Annotated in this window: 9 protein-coding genes and 1 tRNA gene; 4 read left to right on the top strand and 6 right to left on the bottom strand. The window is 66.4% G+C overall.

Annotated elements, in window-relative coordinates; all coding sequences use genetic code 11:
* Nucleotides 1-135 precede the first annotated feature (135 nt).
* Nucleotides 136-1,326: a hypothetical protein gene (locus tag SynRS9909_RS02385; RefSeq protein ID WP_007100661.1), complete on the top strand. Its 1,191-nt coding sequence runs from the start codon at nucleotides 136-138 to the stop codon at nucleotides 1,324-1,326.
* Entirely contained in the window at nucleotides 1,323-3,203 is a 1,881-nt protein-coding gene (gene cobJ, locus SynRS9909_RS02380) for a precorrin-3B C(17)-methyltransferase (RefSeq protein WP_007100662.1), read from the top strand. The genes SynRS9909_RS02385 and cobJ overlap by 4 nt, the downstream gene beginning before the upstream one ends.
* Nucleotides 3,204-3,214: 11 nt before the next feature.
* On the opposite strand, the gene SynRS9909_RS02375 is transcribed toward cobJ, so the two are convergent.
* A tRNA-Pro gene (locus SynRS9909_RS02375) sits at nucleotides 3,215-3,288 on the bottom strand.
* Between the two features lie 18 nt (nucleotides 3,289-3,306).
* Between SynRS9909_RS02375 and lipA the strand changes: the two genes are divergently transcribed.
* Nucleotides 3,307-4,185 carry a lipoyl synthase gene (gene lipA / locus SynRS9909_RS02370; RefSeq protein ID WP_007100663.1) on the top strand — a complete coding sequence of 293 codons (879 nt, stop codon included), beginning with the start codon at nucleotides 3,307-3,309 and terminating at the stop codon, nucleotides 4,183-4,185.
* Here lipA and SynRS9909_RS02365 read toward each other — a convergent pair.
* From SynRS9909_RS02365 to SynRS9909_RS02355, 3 genes are read right to left on the bottom strand one after another with little or no spacing between them, the layout of a single operon-like run.
* On the bottom strand, nucleotides 4,173-5,294 hold the full coding sequence (locus SynRS9909_RS02365) for an FUSC family protein (protein ID WP_007100664.1): 1,122 nt from the start codon (nucleotides 5,292-5,294) through the stop codon (nucleotides 4,173-4,175). The genes lipA and SynRS9909_RS02365 overlap by 13 nt on opposite strands.
* Nucleotides 5,284-5,487 carry a hypothetical protein gene (locus tag SynRS9909_RS02360; RefSeq protein WP_162858275.1) on the bottom strand — a complete coding sequence of 68 codons (204 nt, stop codon included), beginning with the start codon at nucleotides 5,485-5,487 and terminating at the stop codon, nucleotides 5,284-5,286. The genes SynRS9909_RS02365 and SynRS9909_RS02360 overlap by 11 nt, the downstream gene beginning before the upstream one ends.
* A 23-nt stretch (nucleotides 5,488-5,510) precedes the next feature.
* Nucleotides 5,511-6,761, bottom strand: coding sequence for a hypothetical protein (locus SynRS9909_RS02355; RefSeq protein WP_007100666.1), 1,251 nt, complete (start codon nucleotides 6,759-6,761; stop codon nucleotides 5,511-5,513).
* A 105-nt stretch (nucleotides 6,762-6,866) separates the two neighbouring features.
* Between SynRS9909_RS02355 and SynRS9909_RS02350 the strand changes: the two genes are divergently transcribed.
* Nucleotides 6,867-8,270: a TolC family protein gene (locus SynRS9909_RS02350; protein WP_255479200.1), complete on the top strand. Its 1,404-nt coding sequence runs from the start codon at nucleotides 6,867-6,869 to the stop codon at nucleotides 8,268-8,270.
* Here the strand turns inward: SynRS9909_RS02350 and SynRS9909_RS02345 are convergent.
* On the bottom strand, nucleotides 8,230-8,571 hold the full coding sequence (locus tag SynRS9909_RS02345) for a YciI family protein (RefSeq protein WP_007100668.1): 342 nt from the start codon (nucleotides 8,569-8,571) through the stop codon (nucleotides 8,230-8,232). The two genes, SynRS9909_RS02350 and SynRS9909_RS02345, sit on opposite strands and share 41 nt — an antisense overlap.
* A gap of 18 nt (nucleotides 8,572-8,589) precedes the next feature.
* Complete coding sequence (gene gltB, locus SynRS9909_RS02340; RefSeq protein ID WP_007100669.1) at nucleotides 8,590-13,197, bottom strand: glutamate synthase large subunit; 4,608 nt, start codon at nucleotides 13,195-13,197, stop codon at nucleotides 8,590-8,592.
* Between the last annotated feature and the right edge of the window lie 80 nt (nucleotides 13,198-13,277).

Genomic DNA, 13,277 nt, shown 5'->3' with positions numbered 1-13,277 from the left:
ACAACGAACCCGTGAAACTTTGCGCTCTTTCCGCACGTGCTGACGGGAATCTTTTCGCCCTGACTAACACAAACAGCGGCGGCTGGGCGGCGCTGCCGCTGAGCTTCAGAATGCCCTTCATCCGCCGCATCGTCCATGGGGGCTCCGGCTCTGCGCCGCCTGATGACGGTTCTGCTCTGCGCCTGCATCACGCTGAGCTGGACCCGCCCGGTTTCCGCCCTGTCCCTCCCCTGGTCCAAGACGACCGGCGGCGACGGGGCGACCCCGATGATCCCGGCCGCCAGCGGCACACTGCAGGAGGTCGCCGCACCCGGCGCCGTCCAACAACTGCAGCGGCGCCTCGACGGCCGGCGGCCCCGGCTGTCTCTGGTGAGCCCGCCGGACGGAGCGGTGCTCCGTGAGGCCTCCTGGACCCTGACCCTGCAGATCGAGGACTGGCCGGTCACAGCCGATCCAGACCTGGGACCCGGCGCCCACATCGCCCTGCAGATCGACGGAGAACCTCCTCAACGCTTCAGCCACCTCAGCGATGGTCGGATCCAGGTCACGTTGCCGGCGCTCAGCCCGGGCAGCCATCGGCTCACGGCCTACGCCGCCACGCCATGGGGAGAGGCGGTCAAGCTCCCCGGCGCCAGCCTGCAGTGGCGGCTGCACCAGATTCAGGCCCTGCCCAACACCCAGCCCGGCCCCGAGGATCCCTGGCTGGTGCTGGTCAGTCCCTCTGAACTGAGCCAAGGCCAACCCCTGCTTCTCGACTGGTTGGTGTGGAATGCCCCCTTGCAGAACCTGCGCGAGGGGGATGGGCGCTGGCGACTGCGACTCACCCTCAACGGCGACAGCGTGCTGTTGGACCAGCAGCAGGCCCTGTGGTTGCAGACCAGAGGACGCGGCACCCAGGCCGTGCAGATGGAGCTGCTGGATGAACTCGGAGAACCGATCACGCCCGTGTTCAACAACCAGTTGCGCGCCACACCGCAGAGTTCGGAGCAGGCACCCATCTGGTTGCAAGACCACCTGAGCGATAACCAACTCGCGCGCCTGCTGGGCGAGACCCCGGCACCAGCAGAGCCAAAGCCAGAGCCAGAGCCAGAGCCAGAAGCAAAGTCGGACCCTGAACCGGAACCGGACGTTGAAACGGAGCCGGCGCTGGGCATGGAACCCGAGCCGGAGATGGCCCATGAGGACGCCCCTGAAACTGAAGAGGAGGCCAAGGCCGACTCCAGCGCCGCCCCCCTCCAGCGCGCCGAACCACCACCGCGGCTGCCGACCACCAGCCTGGGAGGATCAGCGCGGGAGCTGTTGAATCCAGACGGCACCCAGCGTTGACCCTCGACCCTGCTGTTCTGAACGCCGCTTCCCCGTCACCGACCCGAGCCCCAAAGCCCTGCCTGGCTCTGGGACTCTCCAGCCGGGCCCTTCCCCTGCTGCAGCGCCTTCAACAAGCCGGCGAAGCCCACTGGATCGCCCTCACGCCGCAGGCGTCAGCCTCTCTGCCCAGCCCACCGGCCGACCTGCTGGTCGGTGCTGCCGCTGATCTGCTGGCGAGCCACTGGGATCGGTGCGGCGGCCTGATCCTGATTGGGGCCGTGGGAGCAGCCACCCGCCTCGTGGCGCCCCTGTTATCCGATAAGGACACCGATCCGGCCGTGCTCGTTCTGGATGCGGAAGGCGGCCTGGTGATTCCTCTCCTCGGCAGCCATCGAGCCGGCGCCGAACCGTGGGCCCATGGTCTGGCGGCTGCGCTCAACGGGAAGGCGGTGATCACGGGCGACAGCGCCAGCCACGACCGCCTGGCCCTGGATGGTTTCGGCGAAGCCTGGGGCTGGCAGCGCAGCGGCCAGGGCAGCCGCTGGAGCGCGCTGATGATTGCGCGAGCGCAGAATCGCAGCAGCCGTGTGCTACAGACCGCCGGCAGCCCGCACTGGCGTCTGGCACCAGGGGCGCAACACAACTGCAGCGCGACGGATGATGCGCTAGAAGCTGATCTGACCATCGGCCCGGAGCAGCGCCGCGACGACGGCTGTGCCTGGCATCCCGCCTGCCTCTGGCTGGGGGTGGGCTGCGAAAGGGACACCAGCCTGAGCCTCATCACCCGGGCAATCGAACGGTCGCTCGAAGCCGCCGGCCTGGCGATCGAAGCGGTGGCCGGTCTGAGCAGCATCGACCGCAAAGGCGATGAACCAGCCCTGATCGCCCTGGCGCAGCAGCACGGCTGGCCCCTGCGCCTGCAGAGCTCTGAAGCACTGGCGGCCGTGGCGGTGCCCAACCCGTCCGAGGTGGTGGAAGCGGAGATGGGCACGGCATCGGTGGCGGAAGCCGCGGCCCTTCTCGCTGCAGGTGAACAGGGCCGACTCCGGCAGGCCAAAACGATCGAAAAACCACAGAGCAGCCAGGAACGGGGTGCCGCCACAGTGGCGATCGCCCAGGCGCCCCAGCCCCACGCTCCCCAGCGGGGGCAGCTCCATCTGATCGGAAGCGGTCCTGGAGATCTGAATCTCCTCACTCCCGAGGCCCGGCGCGCCCTGGCCCAGTGCAGCGTCTGGGTGGGCTATGGCCTCTACCTCGACCTGCTGGAACCCTTGCGGCGCTGCGATCAGGTGCGCCTGGATGGCCAGCTGACCCGGGAACGGGAACGCTGTGTCCAGGCGCTGGACCTGGCCCGGCAGGGCGTGCGGGTGGCGTTGGTGTCCTCTGGCGACAGCGGCATCTATGGCATGGCGGGACTGGCCCTGGAGCTCTGGCTCGCATTGCCGGAATGTGAGCGACCCGCCTTTACCGTGCACCCCGGCATCTCCGCCCTGCAGCTGGCGGCAGCCCGGGCAGGAGCCCCCCTGATGCACGACTTCTGCACGATCAGCCTCAGTGATCGCCTCACCCCCTGGCCCGTGATCGAACGACGGCTGGAGGCAGCCGCCAAGGGCGATTTCGTCGTAGCGCTCTACAACCCCCGCTCCCGGGATCGGGACTGGCAACTGGCCCGGGCCAAAGACCTGCTGCTGGCGGAACGGAGCAATGTCACACCCGTGCTGCTGGCTCGCCAGCTCGGCCGCCCGGAGGAGAGCCTGCACCACACCACCCTGGGTGCTCTCAATCCAGACGACGTCGATATGTTGACAGTGTTGCTCGTGGGCAACAGCAGCACCTACGTGGCCTCAGATCGGATGGTGACGCCGAGGGGGTACCCCGGCGCTGCCCTGAGCTGATCGTCATGCAGTCGGGATGACAGGATTCGAACCTGCGGCCCCTTCGTCCCGAACGAAGTGCGCTACCAAGCTGCGCTACATCCCGATGGCTCGACTGTAGAAGATGACCTCCGCCTTGAAACCTGAGTGGCTGCGCGTCAAAGCGCCGCAGCGGGAACGGATCGGCGCCGTGGCCGATCTGCTGCTCGATCTCAGGCTCAACACGGTCTGCCAGGAAGCGAGCTGCCCCAATATCGGCGAGTGCTTCGCCGGTGGCACCGCCACGTTTCTGATCATGGGGCCCGGCTGCACCCGCGCCTGCCCCTACTGCGACATCGATTTCGACAAGAGCGTGCGGGAACTCGACCCCACCGAGCCCGAACGGCTGGGCGAGGCGGTGGCGCGACTTGGACTTCGCCACGTGGTGATCACCTCGGTGAACCGCGACGACCTGAACGACGGCGGGGCCAGTCAGTTCGTCGCCTGCATCCAACAGGTGCGTCAGCGCTCTCCCCTGACCACGATCGAACTGCTGATTCCTGATTTCTGCGGCGACTGGAACGCCCTGGCCACCGTGATGGACGCCGCACCGGATGTGCTGAACCACAACATCGAAACCGTTCCCAGCCTCTACAAACGGGCGCGACCGCAGGGGATGTACAGCCGCTCGCTGGAGCTGTTGCAACGCGTTCGGGAGGGCTGGCCGAAGGCCTACAGCAAATCAGGCCTGATGGTGGGGCTGGGGGAAACCGATGCCGAGGTGCGCGAGACAATGGCCGACCTGCGGCGCCATGCGGTCGACATCGTCACCATCGGCCAGTACCTCTCGCCGGGGCCTAAGCATCTGCCGGTGCATCGGTTCGTGACCCCGGAGCAATTCGAGAGCTTCCGCCGACATGGTGAAGACCAGCTCGGCTTCCTGCAGGTGGTGAGCAGCCCGCTGACGCGCAGCAGCTATCACGCGGCGGAGGTTCAACGGCTGATGGCCACTCACCCACGCTGAGCGTCTGGACTGACAAGGCCCTGCCCCAACCAGGCGGCTTCTTCACGGGCCGCCGGGTAGAGCCGGCGCAGCTGCTCCAGACTGTCCGGATCACCCCGATCGAGCAGACGGCGGTAGCGGCGCAGCGATGACTGGGGGAAGAGGAGCACCCCGGACAACAGCGCCAGGCCGCTTCCCAGCAGGTAGTCGATCCAGCGATTCGGGATATACCAGGCCACGAGCGGCCCATAGCCGGCAAACGCCACCCCGCTGGAGATCAGGGCCGTGCGCAGGTAGGGGCCGAGATTCAGGGCAGCCACCAGGGCCGCCGTGCCACCCATGGCCAACCCCACACCCACGCTGTTGAGACCGATGGTGTTGAACACCAGCAGGGGCATCAACACCCCCAGGCTCACCCCCACCATCCGGTCACGCACCCGGGCCATGGTGGCGCCGATGCTGTCGTTGAGCAGCAGCACCACACCGAAATAGAGGTATTTGGGGGTCAGCGTTCCCAGGCCAACGCCGATCGCCAGGGCGAACGCCGCCAGCACGAGTTTGCGCCAGAAGCTCCAGCTGGCGAAGGCCAAGCGATACCGCTCCGCCAGAGGCAAATCCTCCCCTTCCGGCCCACTCGGTGGTGCCGGGGCGCCATAGCCCGATGGCGTCAACCCCCACTGCAGGGCGGTGCCAACGGCCAACCCGATGGCGATGGCCTCCAGCTGATGTCCCCAGTCAGCCCAGGTCGCCGACGGATCCAGCAGGGGCAACACCCCGGCGGCGGCCACCACGTTGGTGAGCAACGCCAGCTTGGCCGGCAGTGCCACCGCCAGGAGCTGCATCACCACACCAACAATGCCGAACCACCACACCTGGGGGGCATCGGGAAACATCATGCGCACACTGAGCCCCACGCCCATCGCCACAGCGGCGATCACCATCAACACCGGGTAGATGAGCGGAGGCCAGCGACAGAAATCGGGACGCACCACCAACACGCCCACCACCACGCCGTAGGCGGCGGGGATGTCGCCCAGACCAAGCGTGAGGCAAATCAGCCGCGTGATGCTCGCAGCCAGGCCGATCGCCAGAGCTGCCCGCAAGCCGAGCCACTGGGCCTCAGTCGCCATGGGGATCGGCCGGGTCATGCTTGAGCGCCTGAACCCAGCCCACCAGAAGCACAATCATCAGCAGCGCCAACCAGAACCAGAGCCTTGGTGCCGTGCTGAACACCGTGATCGTGAACAACACGAGGGCGATCCACGGGGCCGGCTGACGCAGGGCGTGCAACCAACTGGATGGGGCAAGGGGGTGACGGGACACGGGGAGGCGGGGAGATCGAAAGGTCAGCGATTGAAGCCGGCAATCCAGCGCAGAAACGGCAGGGCGTAGCTCACCAGAGACCGTCGTTCGACGGAGGCCTTGGCTTCAGCGGGCTGACCATCGTCAAACCGCAGATCAGGCCCGCGGCCCCCACTCCAGCGCAATCCGGAGGGGGTTGGCGCCGACTCCAACTCCACCCGCACGAGCATCAGTGGCGCTGTGGCCTTGCCAGGAAGAATCGCCAGCGGATCACCGCCTTCTCCATAGGCTTCCTGCCGGGCCCGCGCCACCAGCGACAGCGCCAGATCGGCTTCGCCCACCACACTGGCAAGGGCAGCTGCATCCAGCGGTGTGGGCGAAATCGCCTTGATCGTTCCTTCGACGCCGCCGTAGCGCTGCGCCGTGCCGCCGTATTGATTGCGGCTCTGCAGGATCGGCTCGATTTCGATCGGTGCGCCGACGCGAAGCCGCGTGGCATCCGCCTCGGTGAACAGCGCCATCGCCTGCCTGGATGCCGCACTCGGCCGCTCCAGAGCCAACGTGCCCAGGCGCTCGCCAGGCAGCACGGGCTGGCCCTCCTCCACGGCCCAGCTCACCAACCGGCCGGGCTCGGGAGCACGCAGCTCCAGCGACTGACTCACGGCCTCCAGCTCGGCCCGCACCGCCCGCAACTCGGCCTGCTGGGCCTGAAGAAGCCCGCGATTCGCTTCCAGCTGAGCGATCTTCGCCTCGAGCGAACGGATGGCCGCCTTATTGCCGAGATAAAGATCCTGGGCGGCCACCCAGAGGGGGCTGTAGGTGGGGATCACCTGCTTCTGACGCAAGCTTTCCAGCGCCGTGAGCTGCTGCCCCACCGGTTGATTGCTCACCTGCAGCGTGGTGATCTGCTGACGCAGGGCCTCCACCTCAGAGGTGTTGGCGCGCAACTGCTCCACCAGTCCCTGCTGTTGATCCGCGTTGGCCTCGAGCTGACGATCCAGAGCCTGGGGCTGACCGGTGGGGGCGGCACCACCAGGGGCGGCCTGATCGATGCGATCGAGCCGGACGAGCACCTGATCCTTGGCCACACGTGTTCCGACTGGAACGCTCAGGTTGAGCACCTGGCCGGGTGAGCGGCTGTACAGCCCCCGGCGGTCGCCAGGGGCGAGCAACACGGCGGATCCGAACACCTGCACATTGATCGCCGGAACCACCGCCCACACCGCTGTCGCACCGGTGACGAGGGCAATCGGCCAGCACCGTTGCAACAGAGCACTCATCCGCGCTTCACCCATGCGCTTTGAAAACGCGCGTAGGGTAGCGCCGTTTTTGGATGGCTCCGCGCCACCGCTGAAGGCTCCACCGGCATGCTCCGACGACGGCTCCTGGTTTCCCTGCTGATGGCCGCCGCATCCTGGCTGCCGGCCAACGCCGCACCCGAAAGGCTGAGCGACCCTCTCGGCCTGAGCCTGGACCAGGCCCTGGCGCAGGGCATGGAAGACTCGCTCATGCTCCAGCAGAGCGAGGCCGAAAAGGCAAGCACCGCAGCGGGTGTCGGCGTCAGCCGCAGCCTGTTTCTGCCGAAGCTCGATGTGGTGGGCCTCGGCAGCTGGGCCCAGGTGGGCAGCTCGATCGGGTTCATCTCCAATCTGCCCACCATCGGCGACCTCGATCTCGATCTCGGCGCTGATGGCTACGCCGTGATCCAGAACACCTTCGGCAACATCGGGCTCGCACTCACCTATCCCCTGATCGACTTCGAACGTGGACCGCTGCTGTCGGCGGCCAAGGCCCTGGATCGGGCCGCCGCGGCACGGATCGCCGAGCAGCGGCGGCAAAGCCGGTTCGCCATCACCAATGCCTATCTGAACCTGCAGCTCAGCGACGCGCTGATCCCCGTGTGGCAGCGATCGATCGCCCTCTCCAGCGAGCTGCTCAAGGATGCGGAAGCGCTGCGAGATGGCGGCCTGGGCGCACGCATCGATGTGTTCCGCGCTCGTGCCCTGCTCGCCACCGACCAGCGCGGACTCAGCGCCGCCCGCTCGGCCCGGGCGATTGCCGCCAGCGCCCTGGCCCGATTGCTCAACCTTCCGGCCGATCAGAGGGTGGAAGCCACCGATCCCCTCCTGGCCGAGTCGTCATGGCCCCTGGAGCTGCAGGCTTCGATCGAGGCCGCCACCCGCAATCGCCCGGCTCTGGAGGTGATCGCGCAGGCACAGGCCGCCGCGGAAGCGAAAGTAAGGGCCGCCAGTGGCACGATGCTGCCGCGGGTGGGGCTCCTGCTCGGCGGCGGCATCAGTGGCGACAACCTGAATGTGCCGGTGCTCAACAGCAATGGTCGCTTCAGCAACGTACCCGTCGCCGGTGAGCTGGAGTTGCCAACGTTGAGCAGCAGCGGCAGTGCCAGCGGCAGCTTCTACGACTACGGCGTGCTGCTCACCCTGCGCCAACCCCTGTTCGACGGTGGGCTGTCAGCCCAGAGTGCAGCCCTGGCGCGCAGTCAGGTCGACCAACAACGCCTGCTGCTGGAACAACGCAAACAGGCGATCATCCAGGCGGTGGAGACCTTCTGGCACACCCACCGCAGCGCCAAGGCCGCCATGGTCTCCAGCAGGGAGGCTGTGATCGCCACCGAAGAAGCGGTGCGTGACGCCCAGCTGCGCTATCGCGCCGGCATCGCGCCGGTCACCGAACTGCTGCTGGCCCAACGCGACCTGCAAGCAGCCCGCAGCGCTGAAGCAACGGCGATCCAGCAATGGAATCTCAGTCGGGCCGGTCTGGAGCTGGAGACGGGGCGTCAATGAGCGGCAGCCCCGCCACCGGCCGCCACTGCTGCAGAGTCCAATTCACCAGGCCACGGGCCACCATCGGATCCTGCTGCACCAGCGCCAGGGCCTGGGCATAACTCTCGGCCTCCAGCACCAGCAGCCCGCCGCCGCCGGGTTGGCCCGCGCCATCGACAAGGAAGCCACTGGAGAGAATCGATCCCAAGGTCCGCTGCTGCTCCACCCAATCGCGATGGGCCTCCAGGTGACGACGACGCTGAGCCACGGACAAGGCCGCCGTGGCAGGCGTGAACGTCTCATGTTTGATGAAGAAGGGCACGGTGAGGAGCCTGGCCGATCAGGCCGTGACGGCCGCGCGATCCACCAGCCCCATGGCCGCTCTCTCGCTGGGGGGAACCAGCAGCTTGAAGCGTGGCCTCCAGCGTGGCCAGTCCGACAAGATCGCCGCGACTTTCTCGCTGCCGGTTGCGGCTTGATGGGCTTCGAGCAGAGGTTTGAGCACGGCCTCCTGCTCTGCGGTCTCGAGGCTGCAGATCTCAACGATCTCCGGATTCACCCGGTCAGCGACTCCTCCGTTCTCATCAAGCAGGAAAGCCACCCCACCGGTCATGCCCGCGGCGACGTTCCGACCGGTGCTGCCGAGCACCACCACAACGCCACCGGTCATGTATTCGCAGCAGTGATCGCCAGCGCCCTCCACCACAGTGCGGGCGCCGCTGTTGCGCACAGCGAAGCGCTCCCCGGCGCGACCATGCACGAACACCTCGCCTCCAGTGGCGCCATACAGGCAGGTGTTGCCGATGATCACCTGCTCGCCGGGGGAGAGGACCTCGGCCGTCGGCACCAGCACGATGCGGCCACTGTTCATGCCTTTGCCGATGTAGTCATTGGCCTCGCCCTGCAGCCGCACATCCATGCCCTGCACCAGAAAAGCGCCGAAGCTCTGACCGGCAGCACCCTGGAAATGGAGCTGCAGCTGGCCTCGGAAGCCCCGATTGCCATGGCGAGCGGCGATCTCACCGGCCAGGCGCGCACAAACGCTGCGATCGGTGTTGACGATCTCCAGGCTGCGGCGAATCGAACCGTGACTCTCGATTGCAGCCATCAGCTCGGCATCGGCCAGGAGTTGATCCTCCAGAACCGGGCCATTGCCATGGGCTTCAGCGGCATGCTGCAACCAGGTGCGCTCACCATGGCCGGGCACCGGTGCCAACAGGGTGGTGAGATCGAGCGCGGCGGTTTTCTCCAATGCCACCTGCCGGGGCTGGAGCAGCTCATTGCGACCGATGAGATCCTCCAGGCGGGCCACGCCGAGCACACTCAGCAACTGACGCACCTCCTCGGCCACATAGAGGAAGAAGTTCACCACGTGCTCCGGCAGACCGGTGAAGCGCTTGCGCAGGGCTTCCTTCTGGGTGGCCACGCCCACGGGGCAATTGTTGGTGTGACAGACCCTGGCCATGATGCAACCCTCCGCGATCATCGCCACCGAACCGAAGCCGTATTCCTCAGCGCCGAGCAGGGCGGCCATCACCACATCCCAGCCGGTCTTCAAGCCACCGTCGGCGCGCAGCAGCACCCGATCCCGCAAACCGTTCTCCATGAGGCTGCGATGCACCTCGGTGAGACCGAGCTCCCAGGGGCTGCCCGCATGCTTGATCGAACTCAACGGGGAAGCACCGGTGCCACCGTCATGGCCGGAAATCTGGATCACATCCGCATTGGCCTTCGCCACACCGGCGGCGATGGTGCCGATGCCGATTTCCGCCACCAGCTTCACCGACACCCTGGCGCTGGGATGCACCTGATGCAAGTCATGAATGAGCTGGGCCAGATCCTCGATGGAATAGATGTCGTGATGGGGTGGCGGTGAGATCAGGGCCACGCCCGGTTTGCTGTTGCGAAGCCAGGCGATGTACGCATCGACCTTGGGTCCAGGCAGCTGGCCCCCTTCACCGGGTTTGGCGCCCTGCGCCACCTTGATCTCCAGTTGTCTACCGCTGCGCAGATACTCCGCCGTCACGCCGAAACGCCCCGAGGCGATCTGCTTGATCGCCGAACAGGCGGTGTCACCGTTCCGGAGTCCCTGGATCGCGGGCAGGGTGGTGGAGTGGCCGGCCGCGTCAACGTCGTTCAACACCTTGAAGCGCGCTGGATCTTCACCCCCCTCACCACTGTTGCTCTTGCCGCCGATGCGATTCATCGCCACCGCCAGCACTTCATGGGCCTCCCTCGACAGTGCCCCGAGACTCATGCCACCGGTGCAGAAGCGGGCACAGATGCTGTCCACACTCTCCACCTGATCGAGGGGCAGCGGTGTGGTGGCCGGCTTGAACTCGAGCAGATCCCGCAACGCCGTCACCGGCCGGTTCTCCAACAGGGTCCGATAGGTGGAGAAATGGTCATAACCCGGTCCTTCATGCACCGCCTTGTGCAGGGCCTTGGCCATCTCCGGACTGTTGAGGTGGTATTCCCCGCCGGTGCGGTACTGCACGAAGCCCATGAACTCGAGCTTGCTGCGATTGAGCTCGGGAAACGCCTTGGCGTGCAACAGCAGGGTCTCGCGAGCCAACTCCTGGAGTGAAAGCCCGGCCACCCGGCTGGTGGTGCCGGAGAAAGCGCGATCGATCACATCGGCACCGAGGCCAATGGCCTCAAAGATCTGGGCGCCGTGATAACTGGCGAGCAGAGAAATCCCGATCTTGGAGAGGATCTTGCGCAGACCGTTCTCCAGAGCCAGCCGCACATTCGCCTGGGCCTTGGCGGCAGTCAGGGACGGCAGCTTGCCCTGCTCGATCCGTTTCTGAGTCTTGGGATGGGCCAACCAGTGGCGCGTTGTCTCCCAGGTGAGCCAAGGACAGACGGCACTGGCGCCGTAGCCGATCAGACAGGCGAGATGGTGGGTGCTCCAGCACTGGGCGGTGTCCACCACCAGGGAACAGCGCAGGCGCTGTCCGGCGCGGAGGAGGTGATGGTGCACAGCCCCAACCGCAAGCAGCGGTGGCAGGGAGGCGGCGGTGGCTGCTGGATGGGCGGGAGCACCGGCCAGGCCATGGCGATCACTCAGCACCAGGATCTGAGATCCCGCCTCCACCGCAGCGGATGCCGCAGCGCAGAGCCGATCCAGCGCCTTCTCGAGCCCATCGAGTGAGGCGGCGGGATCGAACTGGGTGGAGAGCGAAGTGCAGGGCAATCCTTGATGGGCAATCGCCTCGAGCTCCGCTTCATTCAGCACCGGCGAATCGAGATGGACGAGGGCGGCGGCCTCGGGCTGAGGGCGGAGCGCCGGACGACGTTCCCCCAGATACATCTCCAGGCTCATCACCAGTTGTTCCCGCAGGGGGTCGATCGGCGGGTTGGTGACCTGGGCGAACCGCTGTTTGAAGTAGTCGTAGAGGAGATGGGGCTTGTCGGAGAGCACCGCCAGTGGGATGTCATCCCCCATGCAGTAGGTGGGCTCCTTCGCGGCGCCCGCCATGTCTTCGATCACCAGTTCCAGATCCTCGGCCGTGAATCCGGTGGCCGTCTGCAACCGCAGCAGATCGAGATCAGCCAGCTGCTGGTCGTTGCTCCAGGGCTGGGGCGCCAGATTGCGGCGGTGCTGCTCCAGCCACTGGGCATAGGGATGGCGAGCGGCCGCATCCTCTTTCACCGCCCAGTTCTCCAGCAGCTCGCCGCGCTCGAGATCCACCGCCAGCATCTGCCCAGGCCCGAGTCGACCACGACTGATCACAGTTTTCCCACTGAGATCAACGACGCCGGTTTCGGAACCCATCACCACAAAGCCATCGTCGGTGATGCAGTAACGCGCGGGCCGCAGGCCATTGCGATCCAGCGTGGCGCCGACCCGCTTACCATCGGCGAACACCAGCAACGCCGGGCCGTCCCATGGCTCCTGCAAACCGGCATTGAACTCATACATCGCTCGCACCGCCGGGCGATGCTCCAGCTCGGGTTGATGGCGGAACGCTTCCGGCACCAGAGTGATCAGGCTGTCGGTGATCGAACGACCACTGCGAACCAGCAGCTCGAGGGTGGCATCGAGATTGGCGGAATCACTGAAAGCGGGATTCACCACCGGATTGAGATCGGCAGCCGCATCACCCCACACATCCTCAAGATGAGCTTCTGAAGCGCGGGCCCAGTTCAGATTGCCCAGCAGCGTGTTGATTTCACCGTTGTGTCCCAACAGGCGCATCGGTTGCGCCAGGGGCCAACGCGGCAGGGTGTTGGTGCTGAAGCGCCGGTGATAGACTGCAAAGCTGACCGCAAAACGGGGATCCCGAAGGTCGGCGTAAAAGGCTGCCAGCACCTCCGAGCGCACCATCCCCTTGTAAACAACGGTGCGGGAGCTCAGGGAGGCGATGTAGAGGTCGCGAGCGGCCTCCGCACCCCAGGCCTGACGTGCGCGCTCACCAATGCGACGGCGGAGGCGGAACAGCAGCGCCTCCAGGGCGTCGCCATCACTGCCGCCACACAACAACCACTGAACAATGCTGGGGGCGGTCTCCCGCGCCAGGGGCCCTAAAACCAGGGAATCGACAGGAACCTCTCGCCAGCCACTGGAGCGGAGACCGAGGGCCGCAGCCTCCTGTTCCGCAAAACGCTGCGCCTCAGCGCGCCGCTCCGGATCGATTGGCATGAAGAGCATGCCCAGGCCGCGTGGCGTCTCCACGGCTGCCGCCTCAGGCCACACCGCCTCCAGATAGGGCCATGGGATGCCGCAGAGCACACCGGCGCCATCACCTGAGTCCCCATCGCCGCCGCAGCCGCCACGGTGCTCCATGCAACCCAGCCCGCGCAGCGCCTGCTCCAGGAGCCAGTGGCTGGCGACACCCTCAAGATTGGCGAGGAAGCCCACACCACAGGCATCCTTCTCACCAGCCACGGCAGCCGGAGCGCGGCTGTCGGAATGGGGCCAGGAAGAGCCTGTGAGGTGTGTCATAACCCATCGACGCGATCTCAGATCTTAAGGAGGCACGGTGCAGCCCCAAAGACCGGGCTAGCGTCTGCGCCACGGGGTTA

Origin of the sequence: Synechococcus sp. RS9909 (assembly GCF_014279595.1) — a bacterium.
Classification (GTDB): domain Bacteria; phylum Cyanobacteriota; class Cyanobacteriia; order PCC-6307; family Cyanobiaceae; genus Synechococcus_C.
The sequence above is the reverse complement of the archived record's forward strand: the minus strand, read 5'-3'. Positions and strand labels throughout refer to the sequence as shown.

What these genes read in the sequence shown, in the direction of transcription:
- SynRS9909_RS02385 (WP_007100661.1), top strand. Translation starts at nt 136, where the DNA reads ATGGGGGCTCCGGCTCTGCGCCGCCTGATGACGGTTCTGCTCTGCGCC.
- lipA (WP_007100663.1), top strand. Translation starts at nt 3,307, where the DNA reads ATGACCTCCGCCTTGAAACCTGAGTGGCTGCGCGTCAAAGCGCCGCAG.
- SynRS9909_RS02365 (WP_007100664.1), bottom strand. Translation starts at nt 5,294, where the DNA reads ATGGCGACTGAGGCCCAGTGGCTCGGCTTGCGGGCAGCTCTGGCGATC.
- SynRS9909_RS02355 (WP_007100666.1), bottom strand. Translation starts at nt 6,761, where the DNA reads ATGGGTGAAGCGCGGATGAGTGCTCTGTTGCAACGGTGCTGGCCGATT.
- SynRS9909_RS02350 (WP_255479200.1), top strand. Translation starts at nt 6,867, where the DNA reads ATGGCCGCCGCATCCTGGCTGCCGGCCAACGCCGCACCCGAAAGGCTG.
- gltB (WP_007100669.1), bottom strand. Translation starts at nt 13,197, where the DNA reads ATGACACACCTCACAGGCTCTTCCTGGCCCCATTCCGACAGCCGCGCT.